26 protein-coding genes are annotated in these 25,030 nt (G+C 54.6%); 11 read left to right on the top strand and 15 right to left on the bottom strand.

From position 1 onward, the window contains the following. The first annotated feature begins 23 nt into the window (after positions 1-23). From NST04_RS29620 to NST04_RS29595, 6 genes are all read left to right on the top strand, one after another. Entirely contained in the window at positions 24-209 is a 186-nt protein-coding gene (locus NST04_RS29620; RefSeq protein WP_341187446.1) for a CLC_0170 family protein, read from the top strand. Between the two features lie 80 nt (positions 210-289). Continuing rightward, positions 290-1,261, top strand: a complete 972-nt coding sequence (locus NST04_RS29615) for an RluA family pseudouridine synthase (RefSeq protein ID WP_341187445.1) — start codon at positions 290-292, stop codon at positions 1,259-1,261. A gap of 67 nt (positions 1,262-1,328) precedes the next feature. Next, positions 1,329-1,844 carry a hypothetical protein gene (locus NST04_RS29610; RefSeq protein WP_445667965.1) on the top strand — a complete coding sequence of 172 codons (516 nt, stop codon included), beginning with the start codon at positions 1,329-1,331 and terminating at the stop codon, positions 1,842-1,844. A gap of 24 nt (positions 1,845-1,868) precedes the next feature. Next, the gene (locus tag NST04_RS29605) at positions 1,869-2,264 is read left to right on the top strand and encodes a hypothetical protein (RefSeq protein WP_341187443.1); all 396 of its coding nucleotides are present in this window, start codon (positions 1,869-1,871) and stop codon (positions 2,262-2,264) included. Between the two features lie 25 nt (positions 2,265-2,289). Beyond that, on the top strand, positions 2,290-2,859 hold the full coding sequence (locus NST04_RS29600; protein ID WP_341187442.1) for a TetR-like C-terminal domain-containing protein: 570 nt from the start codon (positions 2,290-2,292) through the stop codon (positions 2,857-2,859). Between the two features lie 161 nt (positions 2,860-3,020). Further along, positions 3,021-4,601: an oleate hydratase gene (locus NST04_RS29595; RefSeq protein WP_341187441.1), complete on the top strand. Its 1,581-nt coding sequence runs from the start codon at positions 3,021-3,023 to the stop codon at positions 4,599-4,601. A 689-nt stretch (positions 4,602-5,290) separates the two neighbouring features. Here NST04_RS29595 and NST04_RS29590 read toward each other — a convergent pair. Further along, positions 5,291-6,016 (bottom strand): DsbA family oxidoreductase, encoded by a 726-nt coding sequence (locus NST04_RS29590; protein ID WP_341187440.1) that lies wholly within the window; start codon positions 6,014-6,016, stop codon positions 5,291-5,293. Positions 6,017-6,256: 240 nt separating this feature from the next. Here NST04_RS29590 and NST04_RS29585 point away from each other — a divergent pair, with 240 nt between their 5' ends. Next, a complete protein-coding gene (locus tag NST04_RS29585; RefSeq protein ID WP_341187439.1) occupies positions 6,257-7,189 on the top strand; it encodes a glycosyltransferase family 2 protein in 933 nt (310 codons plus the stop codon). Between the two features lie 100 nt (positions 7,190-7,289). Here NST04_RS29585 and NST04_RS29580 read toward each other — a convergent pair whose 3' ends face one another. Then, positions 7,290-9,044, bottom strand: coding sequence for an SGNH/GDSL hydrolase family protein (locus tag NST04_RS29580; protein WP_341187438.1), 1,755 nt, complete (start codon positions 9,042-9,044; stop codon positions 7,290-7,292). Positions 9,045-9,244: 200 nt separating this feature from the next. Further along, entirely contained in the window at positions 9,245-9,817 is a 573-nt protein-coding gene (locus NST04_RS29575) for a TetR/AcrR family transcriptional regulator (RefSeq protein ID WP_341187437.1), read from the bottom strand. A gap of 163 nt (positions 9,818-9,980) precedes the next feature. On the opposite strand from NST04_RS29575, the gene NST04_RS29570 reads away from it, so the two are divergent. Continuing rightward, positions 9,981-11,093 carry an FAD:protein FMN transferase gene (locus tag NST04_RS29570; RefSeq protein WP_341187436.1) on the top strand — a complete coding sequence of 371 codons (1,113 nt, stop codon included), beginning with the start codon at positions 9,981-9,983 and terminating at the stop codon, positions 11,091-11,093. A gap of 445 nt (positions 11,094-11,538) precedes the next feature. On the opposite strand, the gene NST04_RS29565 is transcribed toward NST04_RS29570, so the two are convergent. The 3 genes from NST04_RS29565 to NST04_RS29555 are packed head-to-tail and all read right to left on the bottom strand — an operon-like array spanning position 11,539 to position 13,254. Next, complete coding sequence (locus tag NST04_RS29565; protein ID WP_341187435.1) at positions 11,539-12,252, bottom strand: HAD family hydrolase; 714 nt, start codon at positions 12,250-12,252, stop codon at positions 11,539-11,541. Between the two features lie 21 nt (positions 12,253-12,273). Continuing rightward, positions 12,274-12,735, bottom strand: a complete 462-nt coding sequence (locus tag NST04_RS29560) for a GNAT family N-acetyltransferase (protein WP_341187434.1) — start codon at positions 12,733-12,735, stop codon at positions 12,274-12,276. A gap of 12 nt (positions 12,736-12,747) precedes the next feature. Further along, a complete protein-coding gene (locus NST04_RS29555; RefSeq protein ID WP_341187433.1) occupies positions 12,748-13,254 on the bottom strand; it encodes a metallophosphoesterase family protein in 507 nt (168 codons plus the stop codon). Positions 13,255-13,495: 241 nt separating this feature from the next. On the opposite strand from NST04_RS29555, the gene NST04_RS29550 reads away from it, so the two are divergent. Further along, complete coding sequence (locus NST04_RS29550) at positions 13,496-14,068, top strand: imm11 family protein (protein WP_341187432.1); 573 nt, start codon at positions 13,496-13,498, stop codon at positions 14,066-14,068. A gap of 69 nt (positions 14,069-14,137) precedes the next feature. Here the strand turns inward: NST04_RS29550 and NST04_RS29545 are convergent, their stop codons facing one another. From NST04_RS29545 to NST04_RS29525, 5 genes are all read right to left on the bottom strand, one after another. Then, complete coding sequence (locus NST04_RS29545; RefSeq protein WP_341187431.1) at positions 14,138-15,361, bottom strand: anti-sigma factor; 1,224 nt, start codon at positions 15,359-15,361, stop codon at positions 14,138-14,140. Continuing rightward, entirely contained in the window at positions 15,354-15,857 is a 504-nt protein-coding gene (locus tag NST04_RS29540) for a sigma-70 family RNA polymerase sigma factor (protein WP_341187430.1), read from the bottom strand. Before NST04_RS29540 ends, NST04_RS29545 begins: the two co-directional genes overlap by 8 nt. A gap of 421 nt (positions 15,858-16,278) precedes the next feature. Further along, on the bottom strand, positions 16,279-17,565 hold the full coding sequence (locus NST04_RS29535) for an ATP-binding protein (RefSeq protein WP_341187429.1): 1,287 nt from the start codon (positions 17,563-17,565) through the stop codon (positions 16,279-16,281). Between the two features lie 2 nt (positions 17,566-17,567). Beyond that, entirely contained in the window at positions 17,568-19,007 is a 1,440-nt protein-coding gene (locus NST04_RS29530; RefSeq protein ID WP_341187428.1) for an RtcB family protein, read from the bottom strand. A gap of 401 nt (positions 19,008-19,408) precedes the next feature. Continuing rightward, the gene (locus NST04_RS29525; protein ID WP_036727612.1) at positions 19,409-19,669 is read right to left on the bottom strand and encodes a YqkE family protein; all 261 of its coding nucleotides are present in this window, start codon (positions 19,667-19,669) and stop codon (positions 19,409-19,411) included. Between the two features lie 90 nt (positions 19,670-19,759). Between NST04_RS29525 and NST04_RS29520 the strand changes: the two genes are divergently transcribed. Next, the gene (locus tag NST04_RS29520) at positions 19,760-20,113 is read left to right on the top strand and encodes a winged helix-turn-helix transcriptional regulator (protein ID WP_036727611.1); all 354 of its coding nucleotides are present in this window, start codon (positions 19,760-19,762) and stop codon (positions 20,111-20,113) included. 20 nt (positions 20,114-20,133) lie between these two features. On the opposite strand, the gene NST04_RS29515 is transcribed toward NST04_RS29520, so the two are convergent. From NST04_RS29515 to NST04_RS29505, 3 genes are all read right to left on the bottom strand, one after another. Next, entirely contained in the window at positions 20,134-20,637 is a 504-nt protein-coding gene (locus NST04_RS29515) for a GNAT family N-acetyltransferase (RefSeq protein WP_341187427.1), read from the bottom strand. Between the two features lie 77 nt (positions 20,638-20,714). Next, positions 20,715-21,557 (bottom strand): SDR family oxidoreductase, encoded by an 843-nt coding sequence (locus NST04_RS29510; protein WP_341187426.1) that lies wholly within the window; start codon positions 21,555-21,557, stop codon positions 20,715-20,717. A 133-nt stretch (positions 21,558-21,690) separates the two neighbouring features. Further along, the gene (locus tag NST04_RS29505; protein ID WP_341187425.1) at positions 21,691-22,896 is read right to left on the bottom strand and encodes a PQQ-dependent sugar dehydrogenase; all 1,206 of its coding nucleotides are present in this window, start codon (positions 22,894-22,896) and stop codon (positions 21,691-21,693) included. A 174-nt stretch (positions 22,897-23,070) separates the two neighbouring features. Between NST04_RS29505 and NST04_RS29500 the strand changes: the two genes are divergently transcribed. After that, on the top strand, positions 23,071-24,165 hold the full coding sequence (locus NST04_RS29500; RefSeq protein WP_341188084.1) for a M24 family metallopeptidase: 1,095 nt from the start codon (positions 23,071-23,073) through the stop codon (positions 24,163-24,165). 116 nt (positions 24,166-24,281) lie between these two features. On the opposite strand, the gene NST04_RS29495 is transcribed toward NST04_RS29500, so the two are convergent. Further along, entirely contained in the window at positions 24,282-24,989 is a 708-nt protein-coding gene (locus NST04_RS29495) for a queuosine precursor transporter (protein WP_341187424.1), read from the bottom strand. Between the last annotated feature and the right edge of the window lie 41 nt (positions 24,990-25,030).

Here is a 25,030-nt window from a genome sequence, read left to right as displayed (position 1 = left end):
TCTGTTGAAGGAGGAGGAAGCGTATGATCCGGTTGCTAGGAAGCCTAGCCGGGATAATGTTGGTCTCGGCCATGCTCCTGTTGGTGGTGGATATCCGAATTTACAGTAACCGGGGCTGGCACCGGGAGAAAAAGTACGCCAGAGTCGTGGCCTGGAGCTATATCTTGCTCTCCCTGATGATCTGTATCGGCCTGCTCCTCTATATCTAGCTGCCGCTTACGTCCGTAGTATTTCTTCACGGCCCATGGTATATTGAGGAGTAACCTATTAAAGGACGGAGAATGCGGTCATGAATACAAGAAGAACCAGAAATCAGGGGAACAGAACCTCTAACCATAAACAGGGAGCAAGATCCGGAGCCCCGGCCAAGCCGGCAGCTGCACCCAAATCCTATACAGTAGCGGAGCCTGCGGAGCTGCTTGCTTTTCTGCTGAAGACAATTACGAATAAGGGGCGCAACTCGATCAAATCCATGCTCTCCCGCGGGCAGGTTGCTGTGAACGGCAAGCCTGTGACTAAGCATAACCATCAGCTCCATCCCGGACAGACCGTGACGATTGACCAGGAGAAGCCTGCTGAAGCCAAGGAGCTGCTGGGACTGACCATTGTCCATGAGGACGACGATATTATCGTGATTCAGAAGGATGCGGGACTCCTGTCCATCGCTACCGGAGAAGACAATGAACTGACGGCTTACCGCCAGCTGATGGAGCATGTCCGCCTGAGCAACCCGAAAAACCGCGTCTATGTGGTGCACCGGCTGGACCGGGATACCTCGGGCGTCATGATGTTTGCCCGCAGCGAGGCGATTCAGCAGTCCCTCCAGAACAGCTGGAAGGAGACCGTCAAGGAACGCTCCTACGTGGCTCTGGTCGAAGGCGCTGTGAAGAGATCTGAAGGCACGATCAGCTCCTGGCTGAAGGAGACCTCGACGCTGAAGATGTACTCCAGTCCGCATGAGGGAGACGGGCTGCATGCCGTAACCCGCTATAAGCTGATCCAGGCGAACCGCCACTTCTCCCTGCTGGAGGTGCATCTGGAGACCGGACGGAAGAATCAGATCCGTGTCCACATGTCCGACATCGGCCATCCGATTGCCGGGGACAAGAAGTACGGCGCAGAGACCAAGGCAGTCGGCCGTCTGGGCCTGCATGCCCGTGTGCTCTCGTTCGTCCATCCCACTACCGGTGAAATCCTGACGTTTGAGAGCGCGATTCCGAAGACTTTTCTGAAATACACGGCACCGGCACCTACGAACTAATTCCTAAGCCGGGAATGCCGGCAGCAGATCATTATATAATATAGAGAAACGATAGAAGGTGCCGCTCTTGTTCCACCCGACTGTTTTTGACAATATCAAAATCGCCCTGGAGAACCAGATCTATGACTACGATAATCTGGATGGGATTCTAGTTGTAACGGACCGGTCCGATTCTCTCAATCTCGCTTTGATGTCGCGGGAATTCAGCCTCGCGTTCAAGCTGACCGGAGGCCTGAATGTGACGTCCGAGATTCTGCTCCAGTCCACAGTGAAGGACCTCGGAGATGAGATTCTGGAGACGCCGGGCAGCGACCCGGGGTGCAGTCTTTTCTTACGCTTTTATCTGGAGATTGAGGATGTAAATGAGCAGTGCCCGGACATTGAAGAGATTCTGACCCGAATCTGGGGACCTGAATTCCAGCCTGTGCAATCGCTCAGCTTCCGCTATGGACAGACGGAGGATACGTACAATAACTGTGTTGAACTGCAATTCAAACGGCAAATTACCGAAGAGCAAATGGAAGACCTTCCGAACCTCTTGAAGTTCCTGCTGCAGAGCGCCGAAGAACTGGAAGAGGTATAACGCTATACATGGGGTGAGCTGATAATGAATTTCCTGCCTCCTGCCCGGACGGGCCGCTGGCTGGCATGGTCTGCCGGTTACGCGCTGCTGCTGTGGCTGTTGCTGATTCTGCACCGGTATATGTGGTTAGGTGAGCCTTTCAACTCTATTCTTGCCCTACGCTGGGCTATCCTTGCCCTTGTCATCTCCGGTGTAGTCAACGGATTCGGCTGGTTGGGTGCACGGCTTGTGTGGATTTTCTCAACTGCTGGAACTGTCGCGGGACTCTTCCTGATGTACCTGTATACTTACCGTGAGATGTCGGGCTTCGAGGATCTTGCGGGCTTTCTGTCCTTCGGCCTGTTTACAGCAGGCGGCTTCGCTCTGGGTCTGATCGCCGAGGGCGGCCGCCTGCTGATACACTATTGGCGCACACGCTGATTCCTGTTAGGAGCTGATGACCCTTATGTCCAATTCCCTGCTGACCAAAAATGCGCTCGCCCGCTCGCTCAAGGACCTGATGGCCCATCTTCCGCTGAACAAAATCTCTGTCCGGCATCTGGTCGAGGATTGCGGCGTGAACCGGCAGACCTTTTATTATCATTTTCAGGATATCTATGATTTGCTGGGCTGGATCTACAAGACGGAGGCTGTCGAGAGCATTGCCCAGTACCGCAGCTACAGTACTTGGACCGACGGATTCTACCGGATATTCTGCTATATCGAGAACAATAAGGCGTTCTGCTGCAACACCTTGGACTCCCTCGGACGGAGGCATCTGGACGCTTATCTGTATGAGGTGACGAGTGATCTCGTCATGGGCGTCATCAACGAGCTGGCCGCCGGGCTGAATGTCGGGACATCGGATAAGCGGTTCATCGCCAACTTTTACACACTGGCCTTCACCGGACTGATCATTCAGTGGATGCAGGACGGGATGCAGGAGCCGCCGGGGCCGATGATTGAGAAGCTGAGCGTCCTGATTGAAGGAAACTTCCTGAAGGCGCTGCATAAATATGAGAACATTTTGTCGTAACCTCAGGGCTGCGGCTTTTTTTCTGCCCAAAAACGTTACACTTTGTTCCATATGTCCAAATTTTATACAGATCAAGCGCTTTGATGATACCCTCCAGAGCGGGACTGGATTACACTCGGTTCAGGTCCAGTATTCAAGCAAATCTATGGAGGCGGTAATCAGTGAAAAAAGAGTACGGTAACGAGCAGGTATATTTCGTAGGCGGTGGCATTGCATCCCTTGCGGGTGCGGCCTATCTGGTTAGAGACTGCAATTTTCCCGGACAGAACATTCACATTATTGAAGAGATGAAGATCCTTGGCGGCAGCAATGACGGTGCCGGCGATGCAGAGCATGGATATGTCATTCGCGGCGGCCGGATGCTGAACGATGAGACCTATGAGAATCTGTGGGAGCTGTTAAGTACCATTCCGTCCATTGACCAGCCGGGTATGACGCTGCGGGAAGAAATCGTTCAATTCGACGAGTCCAATCCGACCCGCGGCCAGGCACGGCTGATCAACAGCAAGGGTGAGGTTCAGGATGTCACCTCCATGGGCTTCGATATGGCAGACCGCCTGGCCCTGGGCAAGCTGGTCATTACGCCGGAGCCAGCCCTGGGCACCTTGCGGATTAACGACTGGTTCGGACCGCATTTCTTCACGACGAACTTCTGGTACATGTGGGCAACCACATTTGCCTTCCAGCCTTGGCATAGTGCGGTTGAGTTCAAGCGTTATATGCTCCGCTTCATGCACGAGTTCCCTAGAATTCAAACGCTTGAAGGCGTAACCCGTACCCCGTATAACCAATATGATTCCATCATTCTGCCGCTGCATCAATATCTGGAGCCGCTGGGCGTAGATTTCACCTTGAAATGTACCGTAACCGATCTGGAATTCAAAGAAGGCGACGGCATTACTGTAACAGCGATGAAGGTGGTCCGCGATGGCGTGGAGGACACGATTCAGGTTCATGAAGGCGACCGCGTAATTGTGACGAACGGCTCGATGACCGAAGGCTCCAGCCTCGGATCGATGACCTCCGCTCCCGGGATGAACGGTAAGGGCAGCTCATGGAAGCTGTGGGAGACGATCGCCGCGAAGAAGCCGGGTCTCGGTAATCCTTCTTCCTTCGACGATCATGTGGATGAATCCAAATGGGAATCCTTCACGGTGACCTTCCAGGACTCGAAATTCTTCGACCTGATGGAGAAGTTCACCCGCAACCGGGCCGGAACCGGCGCACTCGTAACGTTCAAGGATTCCAGTTGGTTCATGTCGGTCGTGCTGGCGTTCCAGCCGCATTTCCGCAATCAGCCGGAGCATGTCAAGGTCTTCTGGGGATATGGCCTGTACCCGGACAAGGTCGGCGATTATGTACACAAAAAAATGTGCGACTGTACCGGCGAGGAGATTATGGAGGAGCTGATCGGACATCTGCACTTCGAGGCGCATAAGGAAGAGATCATGGCTACCGCCAACTGTATTCCCTGCATGATGCCGTATATCACCTCCCAGTTCATGCCGCGCCTGAACAGCGACCGGCCGCGGGTGGTGCCTGAAGGCTCAACCAATCTGGCCTTTATCGGCCAATACTGCGAGATCCCGGACGATATCGTTTTCACAGAAGAATACTCAGTCCGTGCCGCCCGCATCGCCGTCTACACCCTGTTCGACGTGAACCGTCCGGTAGAGCCGATCAATGCCTACCAGAACGATGTCCGCACACTGTTCTCCAGTCTCGTGACTTCGTTCCGGTAACGAAATGGAGATGCTGCTGCGGTATTGCCGCCCGGACGCCCAGCCCGCCATCTGAGGACGGCCGGCTGGGCGCGACTGGCAGCTGGCTTCACGCATGTACACCCTGGTGGCCAACCCAACTGCCCAAATGTGTTCGGTTTTCCGCACACATTTGGGTCATTGGCCCACGCAGCTGCGATTGTGTTCGGTATTTCGCACACATTTGGGTCACTGGCATTCGTGTTATCACGTTGTATTCGGGTTTTCGCTCCAGGCCTGTGGTCTTTGTAAGCACCAAAAACCCCCGCTGCATGAATTTCATGCGGCGGGGGTTTCGTGCGTCCATTTGTTGCAAACTTGCCCGGAAAAGCCAGCGGCGGCAGGAATGCCATACTTTCCAGCCTGTTCCGGTCAGCCGAAGCCTAGTCTCCTAACTGGATAGATCACGATACACAGTCTCCAGCGGCGGACTCCAGTGCGCTTATTTGTAGCAAATCATCTTTTGCAGCAACCTTGCGGACACAAGTGTGCTTAAGTGCCGAATATCCTGCAATTTCGCTTCCAACACCTCTGCATAACGTCCTCTGAGTCCGGCAAGCCGCCCAAAATGGCCTTTTAGCGCAATTAGCGGAACTGTAGTCCGTAACCAGATTCGTTCGTCCCGGTGCAAAACGCTGCAACGCTTACCTGAAGCCTGCCACTGACCGCAATCAGATGCTGCAGGAACCGTCATCGCAGCCGTCAGCAGACGGTGCAGCCCCGGATTTCGGCTGGCCGACCACCTGAAGCTCTGGACCCTTCTGTTCCTCCGCCCATACCGTGTCCAGTACTTCAGTAAAGACCGGACCCGGCTGTGCACCGGATACGGCGTACTTATTATTGAAGACGAAGAATGGAACGCCGGTGATGTTCAGCTGCCGGGCAGCTTCAATGTCTGCTTCAACCCGGTCGCCATAAGCCTCACTGTCGAGCACCTCAGCCACTTTGGCCTGATCCAGTCCGGCCTCGGCAGCCAGCTCAGCCAGCACCTGGCGGTCACCCACATTCAGTGAATCGGTGAAATAAGCACGCAGCAGCCGTTCGGTCATCTGCGGAGCCTTGCCCTCAGTAGCGGCGTAGTGGCTCAAGCGGTGAGCGTCAAAGGTATTCGTGGACTGAATCGTATCGAAATTGAACTCCAGACCCACACCCTTCGCCTGCTCAGCCAGTTGTGCGTTCATCTCCTTGGCTTTGTCACGGGTCATGCCGTATTTGCTGGCCAGCAGCTCATGGATATCTCTCGTCTCATCGGTGCGTGCATTCGGGTCCAGCTGGAAGCTGCGGAACACGACCTCCACCTGGTCACGGCCGGGGAATTGGCTCAGCGCGTGCTCCAGCCGTCTTTTGCCGATGTAGCAGAATGGGCAAGCGTAATCTGACCATATATCAATTCTCATGTGAATTCCTCCTGAAGGGTAATAGTGTCATCAATCAACTACTTACTATTATATAGTTAAAAACCGAAAATTACAAACAAACTTTTTGAACTTTCACTATTCTCTGATGTCCTCTGAATTCCCGTATCCTCAGTTCTCAGTATACTTCCCGGAGAAAAGTAAACGAAAGAGGTATATACGTCCGCCCGGGCGGACAGGTAAAATTAGAGCAACTAAGGAGTCCCGAAAGGAGTCAACGGCATGCATGACCTGTCTATAGTCATTCCCACGCGTAACCGGATCAGCGATCTGACCCTCTGCATTGAATCCATCGGCGCGCAGACCGGGCTGGAGAATGTCTCCATCGAACTGCTGATCGTGGACGACGGTGAGATCGAAGAACAGGTGCTGGAGTATTTCCATGAGGTGCTCGGGCATCTTCCGGATGCCAGCCTGCGTTATTACCGCAAAACCAAGCCCGGTGTCTGGCTCTCCCGCTACGAGGCTCTCGGGCTCATCGACGGGGAGATTCTGCTCAGCTTCGATGACGACGCGGAGCTGGACGATCCGCTCTATATCCGCCGGATGCTTGATACCTATGCCTCAGATCCGTCTATTGTGGGAGTCGGCGGAATCGCCAAGGGTCTCTCCAGCAGCAAGTCGGGCAAGCTGCTCGGCAGGCTGACTTGTCAAATGTCGTCTTCCCCAGGCAGACTGTCGGCAAGCACACTGGCCGGATCTCTTCTCTTATGGGGGGAGACGGAGAATATTTTTGAGACGGACTTCTTCCATGGCTGTAATATGTCCTTCCGCAGCTCGGCGCTGCGGGATATGAAGCCGTACCCCTGGATGACCAGCTATGCAGTAGCGGACGATATCTATATGTGCCATCTAGCGAGCAGATACGGTAAGCTGGTGATTAACCCGGAGCTGAAAATCATGCATCATGAATCGCCCAGCTCGCGCGACAAGGCAGGTCGTGTCGCCCGGGCGACCGCAGTCAATCATTATTATCTCCTGAATCTGCGCAAAGCACCCGTGAAGAATTATGCAGCTCTGCTCTGGACCTTGTCTTACCTCGCCGTCAAGTCTACACTCAAGCGGAATTTCAATGCCGTCTCCGGCTACGCCAGCGGCATCCTGTTCGTGCTTAATCCCCGCAAGAATAAATACAGGGAATTCATGCTGGACTAGGTTCTAATTCATTACTCCTTATCCAAATGATAATTCGCAAAAAGGGTGCCCCCGAAGCAGCTTCGTGCTGCCCGGTGACACCCTTTTACCTGCTCGGTTCTTAAGCCGTATAGCCAAATCCCAGGATGGTGAAGCACTTCTCCTGATCCTCCGTCGCCATCCGGATCTCCACCACATGCTCCTCGCTCTGCTCATTCTTATACAGAATCACAGCGTTGCAGTGCGTCCAGCTATTCACATGCGGATCTGCCGTCAGAACCAGCTTGCCGTCCACATAGACCTCCGCCTTGCCCACATCCGGGCTGCCCGAATCCTTGAAGACCAGGATCAGATTCTTGCTGGCGATTGTCAGCCTGAAGCGTCCCTCACCGGACGTAGCCGTGTGCATCCAGTTATGCGGGAATTGCGGAGTGCCGAACGGGTTGGCATCCATCTCCACCTGCTGCAGCTCCTCATCCGTACCGTTGAAGCCGCCTGCTTCAATAGCAATCGCAGTACCTGCGCTGCCCAGATCACTTATGCGGTCCAGCAGCCGGACATGTGCAAAATCATTGCCGAGCACAGGCGCTCCCGTCAGCGCAGCCTCCCCCTCTTCATCCATCCCCGCCCGGGCGGTTTCGGAGAACAGGTAGCCCAAGGAGTCCGCCATTACGCGGTGCCCATCATTCGTAGGGTGATAAATATCGTAGAAGAATTGCCGCTTGGAGATGATATTTCCTTCGGCCTTGCTCAGCCGGAACTGCTCGGTTACTGCATCTTTGACACTGACCATCGGGAGATTATAGCGTCTGCCTACCGGGGAGAGACGGTCCTGCAGGTTCCAGTCATTCACGAAGACACTGAACAGCAGGATGACAGCAGGCTGGTTTGCAGCAGACAGGATTTTGAGACAGAGGCTCTCGAAGCAGTTACCCTTCGTCTCGTCCCCTTCATCATTCACAGCAAATTCCACCACTACGATGTCAGGAGCGGCTGCGCCATCCCTCAGCACATCCCGCTCATAGCGGATCATCCCCAGCTCGGAGGGCGTCCCGCCAACCCCGGCCTTGATGAAATGAATGTTCTCTCCTCCGTCCTTGCCGAACAGCTCCTTAAAGCTCAAGTAGGATTGATAAGCATAGCATTCTGTATGGATCGGCTTGGCTCCTGCACCCTGTGTGATGGACCCGCCAATATAAGCAATCGTCACATCCTCGCCGCTTGCAGCCTTGTCCATAGCCCGCTTCAGCCGCCGGTTATTGCCCGCATAGAGCAAAGACTTCGCAATCATTGCGCGGTAAGCAGACGAATCGAAGTCTACGGGAGGTTCCGCTGTCAGCTCAGGCGCTGTATACCCGTCATTCAGGTAGAGAACGATGCTCGCTGTCGCCAGTTCCCCTTCGTTGTTGAACTCAAAGGCGTATTTGCCGGGAGCCACATCCTCCTCAGACCACTCGTGCTCCTCCAGCTTCACTATGATTTCCGTTCCATCGCCAGGACAAGGGACCCGCAGCTGCGTGCCGGTCTCATATTTGCTGGTTCTGCCCCAATTCTGCAGGAGAAAAGTGACCGCTGCCCCTTCCTCCGCCGTCTTCACGGACACTCCAATGCTGTGCACCAGCTTGCGGAAGCCGGTCCAGTCTCTAAGCATCGCCAGCATCTGCTCATCCGTAACCCCGCCTATGTATTTGGCCTTATCGATCAGATAATTGCCTTCCAGATAGACCTCCTGCGAGGGCTTGCCCTCCGCCCGGGCGGTTGCCTCAACCGCCGTCTCGAACATGACGAAGAAGCCGTCACGGCGAAGCACCGGATCTTGGGGTGCCGCCGGACCCTCCTGCCCGCCAAGCCCGGTACCGCCGCTATACTTTTCCATATCCATCAGCCTCCTTTGTCTGAAGGCGCTCTCACCCATCAGGAGCAGGACAGCTCCCAACCGCCGCCATGCCCGCTCTTGACTTCAGCTGCGCCATAATCGTCTACATTCACGCTATCATTATAGCCCGTGGTGACGGCACAGCTCAACGTACAATCTGAAGCTCTGTTTAGCTATTACAACAATTCGCTAGTCTGCCTCTATTGCAGCATTCCGGTGGAGATGAACAAAATCATATGCTCTTTGATTTTGTCCTGATCCAGCGGCTCATGGGATTTGTTCCATTCCGTGGTCAGCGCCAGATACATCCGCAGAATCATAAACGCCGCCACACTGGCATCGCACGGCTTCACTTCTCCGCTCCCGATTGCCGCCTCGATCTGCTGCTGCAAGAAGTCCAGCGCGTAGCCCTCCATCCGCTTCACTCCTTCGAGCGCCTGGGCTGTACCGATGTCACGCACCTCCTGGGCCAGCTTCACGAACAGCTCATGGTCCAGGCGGAATTCCAGAATAGAGTCCAGCAGATTGAGCAGCTTATGCACGAAGGTCGTTTGTTGCGCAGCCACACGGCTCATCACCGATGTTAATTCAGAGGTGGCCTTGTCCAGAATTTCCTCGAACAGTTCTTCCTTGGTTTTGAAAAAGGTATAAATCGTGCCCTTGCCCACATTGGCGATTCTGGATACCTGATCCATCGTTGTAGCCTTGTAGCCAAATTGTACAAAGGACAGGGTTGCTGCCTGCAGGATTAACGCTTTACGGTCAATAGACATGGGTCATGCTCCTTTACTTTATATTTTGAAAATATCACAAGCCTTCCCCTTCGGCAAGCCGCGCTTTCGGACAAAATGTCACCAAATGAGTATCCATTGCCGTTCTTTCTGGGGTATGATAGTAAAGATGCAACCACGAAACTAATTGTATGGATGGTGGAATATGTCTGAAATCAAAAAAACATCTAAGAACAAAAAAACCGTTGTAATTCTGGCCGCGCTCGTCGTTGTTATCGCTGCGGCTGTGTTAATCTGGCTTACAGTAGGCAACAACAAAAGTGAAGACAGTCCTGCAGCTACTGGAACCGGCGATACGAAGTCCCTGGAGCAGACGTTTTATATTTATGATACCGTTGTGAATATCAAGGTGTTCGGCGATACGGTAGAGCAGAAGAACATGGATGATATTCAGGCCATGTTGGAACGGATGGACATCGAGTTCAGCCGTACCAAGACGAACGGGGAATTGTACGCAGTGAATCAGGCCGCCGGTAAGCAAGCTGTTGCTGTGTCTGACGAAACGCTGGATATCGTGAAGCTTTCCCTCAAATATGCCGAGGAAATGGACGGGCTGTACGATCCGACCATCGGGCCGCTGGTCGACCTCTGGGCCATCGGCGAAGGCGGAGAGCGCGTGCCGGACCAGGCAGCGATTGACAAGGCGCGCAGCTTGACCAACTATAAGGATGTTATCGTAGATGAAGCCGCGAAGACGGTGAAGTTAGCCAAAGAAGGCATGGTGCTGGACATGGGCGGAATCGGTAAGGGCTATGCGGCTGACCGGATCGCCGACTATCTCAAGGCTCAGGGCCTGAACAGCGCGATGATTAATCTCGGGGGCAGCAGCATTATCGCCCTTGGCAATAAGCCCAATGGTTCCCAGTGGAATATCGGCCTGCAAGACCCCGATCAGAGCCGGGGCACCCAGCTCGGCACGATTAAAATTACCGATGAGGTCATTGATGCTTCCGGGGTGTATGAGCGCTTCTTCATGCAGGACGGGGTGCGTTACCACCATATCCTCGACCCCCGCACGGGCTTCCCTTCCCAGAACGGGCTGAAGAGTATCACTATCATGAGCCCCAATGCGACAGATGCGGACGCTCTTTCCACCGGTGTGTTCCTCATGGGCCTGGAAGAAGGCATGAAGTATCTCGAAGCGCTGCCGGAGAAGGTTGAGGCCTTCTTCATTACGGACGATAACAAGATCTATGCCACCTCTGAGCTGAAAAAACGGCTGAATCTGACCGATCCGACTTATAGCTTCGCTAATTAACAGGTTCGCAGCGTTTGGTGCTGACTGTGCAAGAAGTACAAAATCTCCCTAACGGGTGTAGGATGCTGATGCCTTCTCTCACCGGACGCAGTATAGAGAATTGTTGCACATATTGCAGGATTCCTCTATACCTATTACTGGCTGAAGTACAATGTTGCATTATTTGCACAAATTTCGGTAGTTAGAGCAAGTTAACGCTGGATTTGTTGCATTTCGTGCAGGATTTCAGCATCAGCCGTTTCTATGGGGCAGTATTATTGCAATTCTTGCAGGATTTCTCTATTGCTGTTACTGACTGTGAAGCACGGGGCCCCTTCCTCGGTGCAGCAGCACCCATTATTTTCGGTTTTTCGCATGATTTCCTAGACAAAAACTAAAAGGTGCCTTCCATAATGGAGGGCACCTTTTGTTGTAGGATTGAATGCGCCTTGTAATCACTCAATTCTCACACCAGCGGCAGCTCACTGAACTCCTTATAACTCGTAAAAATATAGCTCGGCGTATGGTCCGTGCCAGGCTGCCGCCCGCGCGGATTATACCAGCAGACCTTCCAGCCGGCGGCAAGCGCACCTACGACATCATTCGCCCAGGTATCGCCGACATAGAGGCTATTCTCCGGTGTGGTTCCCGTCATCTTATTGACATGGACGAAGATGGCCGGGTCCGGCTTCGCCAGACCAACCGCATCCGAGATGAAGATCATCTCCGGCGGAATGATCCGGTCGATGCCCAGCCCGCGCAGCTTGCCCATCTGGTGCTCCTGCGGGCCGTTCGTGATAATGCCTACCGGGTGGCCTTGGCTAATGAACCGCTGCAGCTGCTCCGCTACGCCTTCGATCATCTCAATCGTATACTGACGGGCAATATAGGAGGCCTGTATCTGCACCGCCTGCTCCCGGGAGAGCGGCATGCCAAATTCGGCAAAAGCCAGCTCCAGCCGCATCACCCTCGTCTCCTCCAGCTCCATCTCCCCGCGCAGATACTTCGGCCACAGCAAATCACTATGATGTCTTACCGTGTAGAACAGCTCTGCGTAATCCAGCTTGTCCTCCTCAGGGTCCAGCACCTCACGTACGGCTTCCCGGAAGGGAACCAGGTGGTCATACAGCGTATCATCCAGATCAAAAAACACAGCCAGCTTACCGTTTGTCTCCGTCACACTAACTCTCCTAACCCTGCCTTAGAAATATAAATAATAATAGAAAAAGCTCTCGTCCCGCACGTATCCATGGGCTTCATATAAACGCTGGGCGTCTGTGTTGTCCATCATGGTGGACAGCGTCAGCCCTTTGGCTCCTGTCCCCTGGGCGAAGCCCTTCACGCCTTCAAGCAGCAATGAGCCCAGTCCCTGTCCCCGCTGCTCCTGCGTCACGAACAGATCATTCAGAATCCATACCGGCTGGAGCGTAACGGAAGAGAACGAAGGATATAACTGCGCCAATCCATGAACCTGCCTGTCTTCACCCTCACCGGCGACCGCCATGAAGACAACCGATTCCTCATGCTGCAGTCTTGCCGTCAGGAACTCACGGGCAGCTTCCAGGTCGGCGGCTTGGCCGTAAAAGCTGCGGTATTCATCAAAAACCGGTGCAAGCTCCTCCACATCCTCAAGACCCGCCCGTTCAAAGCGAAAGTTCAGCAAAGGTACGCCCCCTTATTCCCTGGAATCGTAAAAAACATGACGGGCGGTAATGGTACCATCCTCAATATCCATCAGACCGAACGAATACTGCTTCTCCCGGCGTTTGTCCGTAGGCGAGCCCGGATTGAACAACAGAATCCCATTCTCCCGGCGCATCAGCGGCTGATGGGAATGGCCGAAGAGGATGCAGTCCACATCCTGGCCTTCAAAGGCCAGCAGCGCATTCCCATCCGTTCCCTTGCGGGAATACGGTGCATGTCCGTGAATCATTCCGATGCGCATGCCTTCCAGCGTAAGGATCTTGCTCTCGCCGAAAAGCTCAATGATCTCATATCCATCGTTGTTCCCGGCAATTCCCTCTACCGGAGCAAGCTCGGCCAGCATGTCATAAATCTCCGGCGACACCCAGTCTCCCAAATGCAGAATGATATCCACCTGGCGGAATTCTTCCATAAGCACGGACGGCAAGCCCTTGGCCCTGCTTGAGAGATGGGTATCCGACACAACTCCAATCTTCATCTGCCTTCTCCTCCTTATTCAAAATGGCTAAGAAGCGCGGTAATCTGCGGTTCCCAGCCATTGTTATGTTCAAATCCAAGTTTACGTTCTATCATTGTACGATGCCCTGAAGAGGGATTGCAAGCGGAAGGCCCGGCTTCCGCCGCCGCTTCGCCTTGCCGGGTAAGGCGCTTTTCTTCTGCATTTGCGAACCTTATAATGAATGGATATGCCTTTACTTCAGAAAGGAGCGATAGTGCGTATGGACTACTATTTGCTCGAATCGCAATATCCCCGCAGCGGATTTATCAGCGGCGGCACAACCTTTACGCCTGAACTGGACACCAATTATATGGCTGTGGACGGTCCATTGCCCCGCGATACAAAAGCTGAAGTCGGGCTTATGTCATCAGTCCGCAGCTTGAAAGTGGACTATTTCGAGACGGTCACGGGCACAAGGGTGGTATCGGACGCATTCAAAGCGCTGCTGGAGCAAGTCCCCACAAGCGTGCAGTTTATCCCCGCCGTAGTCCGCTACCATAATGGCCTCCCGGTGGAACGGACCTACTGGATCGCGCATCTGCCGGACCGGGTGGACGGCTTCGATTACGAACGGTCGGAATACGGACGCAAGGCGGTCATCGCCGCTTCTGTGCATCAGCCGCAGCGCAAGCCCGTTAAGGTGATCTCCAGGCTCGTTCTGGATTCCGGGCAGATTGCCGGGCGGGAATTTTTCTTGCTGGCACACGTTTACGTGATGCAGCCTATCATCTCTGGCGAATTCTACGCCCTATGCCAAAAGCATAAGTTGAAGCTACAGGTCACCGCCATCTGATGCTGACTTGTAGCTTGCCGGGGAGCGCTGTAAACTGCGGCTCTTGGACATTATCCTGTATTGCAATCCTCACTCCGTCCAGTTCCACAGCCGCACTTCCCCCACCTGGAGGTGGCTCACCCATGAAGCCTCGCGCAGCTTCAGCAGTTCCTTGACCGGTCCGGTGACAACGGCCCCATAGAGCTTCACCCCGTTCTGCTCCAGATAGGCCACGGAGGTGTCTAACTGATTGATATACGCCGCTGACCTGGTAAGCCCCGGATGCTCCTGCAGCAGTCTAAGTGTCTTGATGAAATTCGCATCACGCAGTTCACCGCTCCCGTATGCCTCGACGGAAGGCGACACGCTGCCGTAGGTGGATACAGAGCTGAACCAGCCTGTTTTCTCTTTGGTGACTGCGGTTCTCTTCATATCATCCTTATGCCAGATAGGATTATATGGGAAGCCAAGCGGGTGTACGACCACATCGTTCTCCCTCGTCGAAGGTCCGGCATCCGCCCCGAACCAGACCGGCTGAAGATTCAGCGGTTCCAGCTGCTTCAGCAGCTCATCTGTCGTGTACAGACGGTCCAGCGACAGATACGCCTCGGCAACCGTACCTTCAGGCAGCTTCGCAAGCCTCTTCCACTGGTCATTGTCATCCCCGCTCCCGGCAGTCCCCTCTGTTGACGGATAATAGAACACTTTTCCAGACCCGTTCCGCTCATCCATCCAATTAAACTCACCAATATTGTCCAGCCCCAGAAGAAACTTCTGTGTATAATTACCGACCTGAATACTTTCGCTGCCCACCTTCTTCAGCAGATTCCCGGATAACTCCATCCGGAAAAAATAACGCACATCCGCTGACAGATGCACCGTGGTGTTAGGGCGGGTAACGGCAATCGTTGATGACACCACATCACGGTAGGTATCCATGCGGTCGCCGGTGTTGTAGAAGACTGTTGTAATGATGCTGCTGATGACCGTAAAGATCAGGAACGCCGAAAATACAGTAAACGTGTTGGTGATTCGTGCTTTCCATTTGCCGCGGCGGATAATTTTCTTCTCTCGCTTCTTTTTCTTCTTGTCCTGCGGCATCCCGGAGGCTGCTCCCCCTGTCCGGTCCATCCATTTCCACGGCCCGTTTGCCTGCTCCTGTTGCTTGTTCTGCTCCTCCTGCTCCATCTGCTCCTCCAGATACAGCTGATACGCTTCAAGCTTCGCCAGCTCACGCTCCAGCTCCTCACGCTCTTCCTCCGGGAGTGTACCCTCGCTGTATTGGCGCAGCTTCGCTTTGAACTCCTCACTCATGCTCATTCCTCCTCCGCTCCGCTTCGCGCAGCTTCTGTCTGGCGCGGAACACCAGTATCTTGTATTGGGAAAGGCCCACATCCATAATGACAGCAGCTTCCTTGTAGGTCAGTCCATGAACATCATGCAGCAGCAGCGCATGGCGCTGCCCTTCCGGCAACAGGCTGAGCGCCCGCGCCGCTTCCTCCCAGCGTTCCTGTTTCAGCAGAGTGCCTTCCGTCGTCTCCGGGTGGGGCAGGCTGCTGAAATAAGCGCCTTCCTTCGCCACACTCCGCTTCTCCTTGCGCGTATAATCAATGAAGGCGTTGTAGGCCACCCTGAACAGCCACGGCTTAATCCGCTCCTCCCGGCAATCCTCCAGATACAGATATGCACGGTAAAAGGTATCCTGCATCAAATCTTCAGCCGCATGATGATCCTGGCAGAGGGAGCGCAGATAGCGGTAGATATCGGCCACGTACAGCTCATATAGTTCATCCAGCGAATTCGGCTCCATCTCCTCCCCCCTTACTCCATCCACGTATGAGCACGCGAAAAGTTACACTTTTGCAGGAAATTTCTTTCATACTTTGGAACCTAAACAAGTTCGTCCTAAGATGTGAAACCATATGTAATTACCTTAGCACCAGCACAATGTATGTTGTTTTCCGCATACATTCGGGCCATATGCCTGCGTGCGAGCACAATGTATGTTGTTTTCAACATACATTTGGGCCATATGTCTACGTGCCAGCACAATGTATACTGTTTTCCACATACATTTTGGCCACATGCCTGCGTCCAAGCACATTGTATGTTGTTTTCAACATACATTCGGCCAAAGCACCTCCCCGTCATCATTTCCTGAACATTACGAACAAAAGGGAGCCTCACGGCTCCCTCAAGTACTTGCTATTCCGCCACAGTTCCCCGGCGGCTCAATAAAAGCCGATGCTGGACGAAGCATCCTTCATCCATTCCCGTTTGCGGCCCTTGTCCAGCTCGCCGCGCATGCCGCGCACAAGGAGCTCCACATCCGCCGTGCCGTTCTCATGCCATTCCAGTGCAGCACTGACATACAGCTCGCCGAGCTGAGTCAGGGAGAAATCCCCGGTCAGGCGCGCAGCGGCAGCCGTGCCTTCCTCACCTGCGAAGGCGGAGAAGCCGCGCAGCTGCAGATATTCAAGGCGCAACGCCTCGCTTGGCATTTTGATCTCATAGGCCCGGTCGAAGCGCCCGGCGCGGTTCATGAGACCCGGGTCGATTTTATCCGGGTAATTAGTCGTGCCGATCAGGAAGATTCCTTCCTTGGAGGTCGCCCCGTCCAGCGTGTTGAGGAAGAAGGAGCGGACCTCCTGCGGCATGGAGTCAATATCCTCAATCACCAGTACCATCGGCGCCAGCCGCGCCGCAGCCTCGAACACCTCATTCACCGATTCGCTGCTCGTATACTCCGTAATCTGCCAATAGAGCACTGGCCCCGGCACGCTTCCGGCAATGGATTTGACCAGAGTGGTCTTGCCGTTGCCCGGATGCCCGTAGAGCAGAATCCCCCGCTTGTACGGGATATCGTAGGTGACATAGAAGCTGCGGTCGCTATCGAAGAACTGGTCGAGCGAGCGGTAGATCTCTTTTTTGATACCGGCATCCAAAATCACCTCTTCACGCCTAACCGCACGCGTAATCGGCTCATCCTCACGGGAAATCCCGTTGCGCCGGTCAGTGAACACCGTCACCTTGTTGATATTCTGCTCCCGCTGACGCTTGCGCACATTGCCAAGGAAGAACTGCAATTGCTGATCTGATGCGGCAAACACATAATCCTGAAAGTTAATCCCGTTCTCCTGAAACACCGGAACCCGCGCCAGCGCAATGCCCATCGCCGGATAAGCGAGCACATTATTACGGACCGACAGATGGATATGATACTCCGGCTGCTCCTTCTCATCATCGAACACGAAGGTCCGGTCCTCCAGCCGGTCAAAAATCCGCGCTACATGCTCCACACCGGCATTCCCGCTCTGCACATCGTTCTCCAGCAGCTTCCAGTACTCACTGTTGGGATCATCACTGGCATACAGCTCATAACGGACACCGTACCGGGTATAGAGAGCTTCAAGGATGCCGTCCACCAGACGGGCGTAAACATCGTAGCCTTTGATAATTCCGGCTCTTTCTTCATCATATTCATAGATTACAGCCGGTTTCTTGTTCTCCTGCTCCATCCTTATTTCGTCCCCTTTATCGCTGCGAGCGGCTTGCATTTGGCCACCACGGCAGCCAGGCCGGCGCCCGTAACGCTTTCTATGATCTCATCTACATTCTTATAGGCTTGGGGAGATTCGTCAATAATAGATTCCAGGGAATGCTGGTTCACGACAATCTCATCTTCCGTCCCCACCTTCATCGACCGGGAGAACTCCTGGACACTCACCAGCCGCTTGGTGGCCGAGCGGGAGCGGATACGTCCTGCACCGTGGCAGATGGAATAATAATTCTCTTCCCCGCCGGTCTGGCCGACCATGATATAGGATGAGGTGCCCATCGAGCCGGGAATCAGCGCCGGATGTCCAGTCGCTGCATATGGGCGCGGATTATCCGCATGCTCCGCAGGCAGAGCGCGGGTGGCTCCTTTGCGGTGGACGAACTTGCTGCCTGAGGAAGTTTTCTCTTCCCAGGCGTAATTGTGCATCAGATCGTAAAGGGTACGCAGCTCGCACTTCGTGCCGAAGACGTCCCGGAAGCCCTCACGGACTCCATAAGCGATCAGGTGGCGGTTCACCACCGCATAGTTCAGTGCTGAGTACATCAGATTAACATAGCGCTGAGCCTGCGGGTGTGCCAGAGGCGCAAAAATCAGACGCGGGTCGGCGCTGCCCAGCCCCAGCTGGCCCATGACCTTGGCGAACGCCGGAGTGCAGAACTGATTGACCATACCGCCCCAGGCCCGTGAGCCGGAGTGGATCATCACGGCAATCTGTCCGTCCTTCAGCCCCCAGGCTTCGGCTACTTCCCGCTGCTCCTCTGCGATCTCAATCGCCTGAATCTCCACGAAATGGTTGCCCCCGCCAAGGGTTCCGAGCTGGCGGTGTCCCCGGTGCCAAGCCATGTCCGGCAGCTCATTCAGAATCTCTTCATCGAAGCCGAGCTTGCTGATCTCCACGTGGGACAGCGCACTTGATTTCTTCGGCGTGTAGCTGTCCGGGATATATTTGTTCGGCAGGCCGTGCAGGCCCTTGCGTACGATATTCTCCAGCCGGATATCACTGTAGTGGCCACGCTGCTGGGCCTCCATCGGCAGATATTTCTCAATGGCGCGGACCAGCTTGCGGCGCAGCTTCACTTCACGCAGATCATCCATATGCAGGTTGGTCAGATGCACGCGCATCCCGCAGCCGATATCGCTGCCCACAATGGACGGCGACACATAGCCTGATCCGGAATCCCAGACTGCGGTTGTACCGATGCAGGTTCCGACGCCTACATGCACATCCGGGGTATAGCTCATATATTCGATGCCGGGTATCTGCAGATTATTGTTAGCCATCTCCAGGACCTTGTAATCCAGCGTGCCGAATAATTGCTCACTGGCGTAGATTTTGAGGTCGCCGCCCGGAAGGGCCACCTCATGTTTATAGCGGGAAATTTCCTCCGCTTGTTGCTTCATGCTGTTCATATCTATTTTCATTTCCTCTCAGGTTGGGTTTCTGGTTTGGTTCCATAGGGGTTATGCAGATTTCGAGTTTCCAGGTACACAAAAAAGAGCCGCAGACCAGTTCTGATCATGCGGCTCCCGGCGCGCTAAGTGCAGCTTCCCGTTGAAGCTTGCACCCGTTCAAAGCACACCCGTATTCAGTTCAGACATCAGCAGCAATACCCTGCGCATTATGTCTTCCGGACGAAGGCGATGAGATCAGATCGTACATATGCGGTTGTCAGGTGATCCTGCTGTCTGTTCCGTTCATTTGTTCCAATCATGACCCGTCAGCCTCCCTTCTCTAAATGATAAACCCAATAATATATGGCCTTGCAGCAGATTGTCAACCCTTATTCTGGTAAAGAATTATTTTACTTAAATTTGGACCAGTCCTGATTACTGTTCTCCAGCAGGTGGCCGAAATCGTTTTCCAGCCGCTTCTGCTCCGCCTTCCGCTTATCCTCCGCTGCCTTTAGGACAGCCTCCTTCTTGTCCCGCTCCTCTGCTTTGAGCGCATCGGACTGCGCCTTTAGCTTCTCCAGCACCTCGCCGCTGAGCATATCCTTCAAGGTTGCCGGAGCATCCGTTGCCGCAGGGCGCGGGGCCGGTGTATTCTTCTTCTTTTTTGCCATGGGAATCATCCTTTCATGCATCTATAATCCTTCAAATTTGTTTTAGGTACAGGGAAATTCGTTTATAATGTACAGTAAGAGGTGAGCCTAATGAAATCCACAGAGTTATGTCCAAGATTACAAAAAAGCATGGATATTATCGGCAGACGCTGGACGGGCTTAATCATCTATCAGCTGCTCCAGGGGCCCCAGCGCTTCGGGGAAATCGAGTCTTCGCTGCCTGTCAGCGGCAGACTGCTGTCTGAACGGCTGAAGGAGCTGGAGCAGGAAGGCATCGTGCTGCGCGAGGTGTTCCCGGAGACCCCCGTCCGCATCCAGTATTCGCTTACAGGCAAAGGCCGGGCGCTGGAATCCGTCATCCGCGATCTTCAGGTCTGGTCGGAATCATGGATTACGGAAGAGGAATGCCGTTCCGCCTTCAGCGCTCCTCCTCAACCCCAATAAAGGCCTGTCTATTTATACATTTACAGCTTGCGGCCAATGATGACCAGATCGCGCGGGATGCCGTCAAGCACCGCGACTCCAGGCAGCAGCCCCCATTCCTTGAAGCCGAACTTCCGCAGCAGTCCGAGGCTGGGCTCATTATGGCCGAATACGAACCCGACCAGATTCTGCAGCCCAAGGCGCGGACATTCCTCCACTGCCTTGGCGAGCAGAATGCTTCCTGCACCGCTGCCGCGGAATTTCTCATTTACATAGACGCTAATCTCTGCTGTTCCATTATAAGCCGGACGTCCGTAGAATGACTGGAAGCTGAACCAGGCTGCGATCTCGCTGCCCTGTCTCAGTACCCACAGCGGCCGGTGATGGCTGCTATGCTCATGGAACCATCCCACCCGCTCTTCCACGCTAACCGGTTCAAGATCCGCAGTTACCACTCTTCCGGCAACCGTCGAATTATAGATCTCCACAATCGCTCCCAAATCCTCAATTCGTGCATCCTCTATGGTATAAGCCTGCCATTCCATGCTCTATTTCCTCCTAATTGTGGTATAAGCATACGTACAGTAATTATACTCCAAGCCGGTCTTATTACGCAGCAGCTCTACTCAAGCCCCGTCTGCTCCAGACTCCACTTCCATAATCTTGCGGCTGCTTGTGTATCTTCCGCCCGTGGCGTCAGTTCCTTGATCTTGCGGCGGTAATAATATTGCCCGCTTACCCCGTCCAGCTCCGGCGCAGTTGCCAGATAGATGGCTGTATCCGCCCCCTGCTCTGGAGTGAGGAAGAAGTAGGACATCAGCTTCAGAACCCGGCGTCCGAAGCCCGTCTCCCGGTTCACGCCGATGCTCGTTCCTACTGCACCCGGATGCAGGCTGTTCACCGTCACCTGCGTTCCCTTCAAGCGTTCCGCCAGCTCGCGGGTGAACAGAATATTCGCCAGCTTGGAGCGGCCGTATGCCTTGGCCGGATTGAAGCCGCGCGACAACGTATGATCCTCAAGATAGAGCTTGCCGATCTTATAGGCACCCGAGGCTACCACTACAATCCGCCCCTGCTCTGCGGCCTTGAGCCGCTCCAGCAGCAGATGGGTCAGCAGGAAATGACCCAGATGATTCACGCCCAGATCCAGCTCGTAGCCATCCGCTGTCAGCTCACGCTTCAGTGCTACCACCCCTGCATTATTGATCAGAACATCCAGTACCGGATATTCGGCAGTGAACTCCCCGGCAAAAGCGCGAATGCTATCGAAGGAAGCCAGATCGCACAGCATCAGCCGGATCTGGCTGGAGCCGCTCTGCCGCACTGCTTCGGCAAGTGCCTCTTCTCCCCGCTTAAGGCTGCGGCAGGCCATAATGACAGTTGCTCCCCTGCGGGCCATTTCTACGGTTGTGGCCAGCCCCATCCCGGAGTTCGCACCGGTGATCAGCACGGTTTTGCCTTGCATGGACATTCTCCCCTTCCTCGCCGGCCGGCACAGCTTAAGCACTGGCCTAGCCTTACTCCATATCCGAGTATATGCGCTAAGCTCATGTTACATCATTTCAGAGGGTTAACATAGTCAAAGACCCGCCAATTCTTCACTTCCAGTCCGGACGCAGCGCAATCAGCTGATCATCCTGCTCCTGCGGGTCGCCTCTGCCGTCGCGGTTGTTGGTCATCAGGTACAGTGTGCCATCCGGCCCTTCCGCCACATTGCGGATTCGCCCGTACTTGTCCTTGAACAGGCTGGTCATTGAAGGCGCTCCGCCCGCAGGCGGCAGCGAGACCCTTAGAAGCTGCTGTCCCGCCAGACTGGCAACCAGCAGCTCACCGGCCCAAGGTCCCTGCGTAATGAAGGTCATTCCTGACGGAGCCCAGGTCTCCTTCCCGCTGTGAACCAGCGGAGTCACAAGTTCAGGCTGGCTGGCTTCAGTCTCATCGCCTTCGATCAGCGGCCAGCCATAATTGGCTCCGGCCTCGATGAGATTCAGCTCATCGTGACTGGACTGGCCATGCTCGGAGCTGTAGAGCGCCCCGCTCTCCGGCTGCCAGGCCAGACCCTGGGCATTGCGGTGGCCCATGCTATAGACCGGCGATCCGGGCCACGGGTTGTCTTCGGGGATGGAGCCGCGGGGCGTAATCCGCAGGATTTTGCCGCCCAGGCTATTATTGTCCTGCGCCAGCTCCGGCTCATAGCGGTCACCTGTGGTGATGTACAAATTCCCGTCCGGACCGATCTTGATCCGCCCGCCGTTATGATTGGTGTCCCCCGGTATATGATCCAGCAGAACCCCGCTGATCTCTGCTGCGCTGCTTCCAATCTGAAGCTGCAATACCCGGTTGGCCGTTTCTCCCTCTTCGGTGCGGTAGGTGTGATAGACATAAGCCCGTCCGTTCTGCTCAAAATCAGCATCAAGCGCAAGGCCCAAGAGCCCGCCTTCTCCCTTGCTGACCAAAGGATCAGAGAGCTTCAGGAGCGGAGCATCGCGCAGCTTGCCGTTCTCTATGACACGCAGGCTGCCGGTGCGCTCTGTAATGAAAATCCGTCCGTCCGGCGCAAATGCCATCTCCCAGGGAACCTCCAGCCCGCTGGCCAGCGTCTCTGCAGTATAGGGGAAACCCGGGGAGGCACCCGGAGCTTCGTCTGGCTGAGCGTTAGCCGGCGGACGGCCTTCTTCTCCATTGCCCTGCAGCTTATCCTCCTGTGCAGCGGAGCTGCAGGCTGACAGCAAAGTCATCAGCAAGACCAGTGTTACACGTAGCAGAATTGCACGAGAGAGCAACCTAATTTTTGATCCAGTCATATCCCTAACCTCCTTCAGGTATTATCAGATCCTGATTGTGGCAACTATTACCCTATGCTTCTATTCCTCAAACGACTGAGGCTACAGTGATAACGGGAGGTGCAGCATCCATTTTTATGAATTATAATGGAAACATTGCTGTTCAAGCGTGTAGATGAAAGGGGAACTATTGAAATGAATGCAGCTCTGCAACAACTGGAGCAGGACATGACAGCCGCAAGCCTGGATGCCCTGCTCGTAACCGATCCTAAGCATGTGTACTATTTGACGGGCTTTGCCAGCAACCCGCATGAACGTTTTCTCGGCCTGCTGCTGATCCGGGGCGAAGAACCGGTGCTGATCGTTCCGGCGCTGGATGCCGAAGCCGCGCATGCCGCCTCCTCGGTGAAGACGATTCTGACACACAACGACACGGACAACCCTTACGCTCTGCTGAAGTCACGCTTCGGCAGTGTTAATCCGGGCAGTATCGGCATTGAGAAGGAACACTTCTCCGTCAGCCGGTATGAGCTCCTCGCAGAAGCGGTCGCCGCCGGTTCCTACCAGGATATCGGCCATTTGCTCCGGGCGATGCGCGCGGTCAAGACCCCGGAGGAAGTACGTATCATGAAGCATGCCGCCGAGCTGGTGGAGGAGGTTCTCCGCCAAGGCCTGGCACATGTCAAAGCCGGAGTCAGCGAGATTGAACTGGTAGCGGAGCTGGAGTATCTGATGAAAAAAGTCGGCGCCTCCGGCCCCTCCTTCGATACGATGGTGCTGTCCGGCCCGAATACGGCCCTTCCGCACGGTGTACCAGGCGAACGCCTGATTCAGCCGGGCGACCTGCTAATGTTCGACCTCGGTGTGTATGCCGGAGGCTACGCTTCCGATATCACCCGCACCTTCGCGGTGGGAGAAACGGACAGCAGACTGCGTGATATATATAGTGCTGTGCTTGCCGCCAATGAAGCAGGCATTGCCGCCGCCGTAGCCGGAGCGTCCTTCGGTTCTGTCGACAAGGCCGCACGTGATGTGATTGAAGCCGCAGGTTACGGGGAGTACTTCATGCACCGTGTCGGACACGGACTGGGCATGGACACCCATGAGTACCCTTCGCTGCACGGGCTGAATACGGATATTATCCAGAACGGCAACGTCTTCACCGTAGAGCCGGGAATTTATGTGCCGGGTCTCGGCGGTGTGCGCATTGAAGATGATGTGCTGGTCACCGCCGAAGGTCCGCAGACGCTGACCAGCTTTCCCAAAGAATGGACAGTGCTTAACCTGTAATTCTGCTGAGCGTTCAGGAAGCTTCAAGTTAGCGCGCGAGTCCGCCATACATCACGGCACACAAAAGCCCCAGACTCCCGGATCTCCGGGGGCTGGGGCTTTAATCGTCGGGAGGCTTACTCCCGGATAACAGGCTTCTGCTCATCTTCGGCGAATTTGAAGGAACGGCCCAGATACAGCACCGGTGTGCCGGCGGCCGTGAGGATGAACTTGGACAGGTAGGTGGTCAGCAGAATCTCGGTCCACACCTTCATGTCATAGGTTCCGGCAAAAGCAATCGTACAGAAGATCAGCGTATCGACAAAGGAGCTGATCATCGTGCTGCCATTCGAGCGGATCCATAGCTGCTTAGAGCTGCCGTAATACTTCCGGATCCAGGCGTAGAGCCGTACATCCAGGAACTGGCTGATAAAATAAGCGGTCAGACTGCCCAGCGCCAGTCTCGGCATCAGGCCGAATATCGTCTGCAGCGCGGATTGGGCAATGTCCGTCTCCTGCGGCTTGAACACCAGCACCATCTGCATAATGACGGTCGTCATCAGCAGCGTGAAGAAGCCGAACCACACAGCACTCCGCGCTTCAGCCCGCCCGTACCGCTCATTGAGCAGGTCACTGGTCATATAGAGCGTGACATACATCGTATTACCCAGCGTCATCACGATATCGAACGGCATTGCAATGGTCTTGGCCACCTGGATATTAGCGACTACGGTCGCCATGCCGACCCAGGCGTAGAGCCCTTTTTTACCGAATAAGCGGTAGCACAGCAGAAAAAACACAAAATTAACGACAACGAAACAAACGCCCCACAACAAGTTAAACATAATGCCTGGTATTCCTCCTAGTTTTGGTTACGCGGGATGGT

Origin of the sequence: Paenibacillus sp. FSL H7-0756, assembly GCF_038006765.1 — a bacterium.
Taxonomy (GTDB): domain Bacteria; phylum Bacillota; class Bacilli; order Paenibacillales; family Paenibacillaceae; genus Paenibacillus_AQ.
This window is presented reverse-complemented; position numbering and strand designations above follow the sequence as displayed.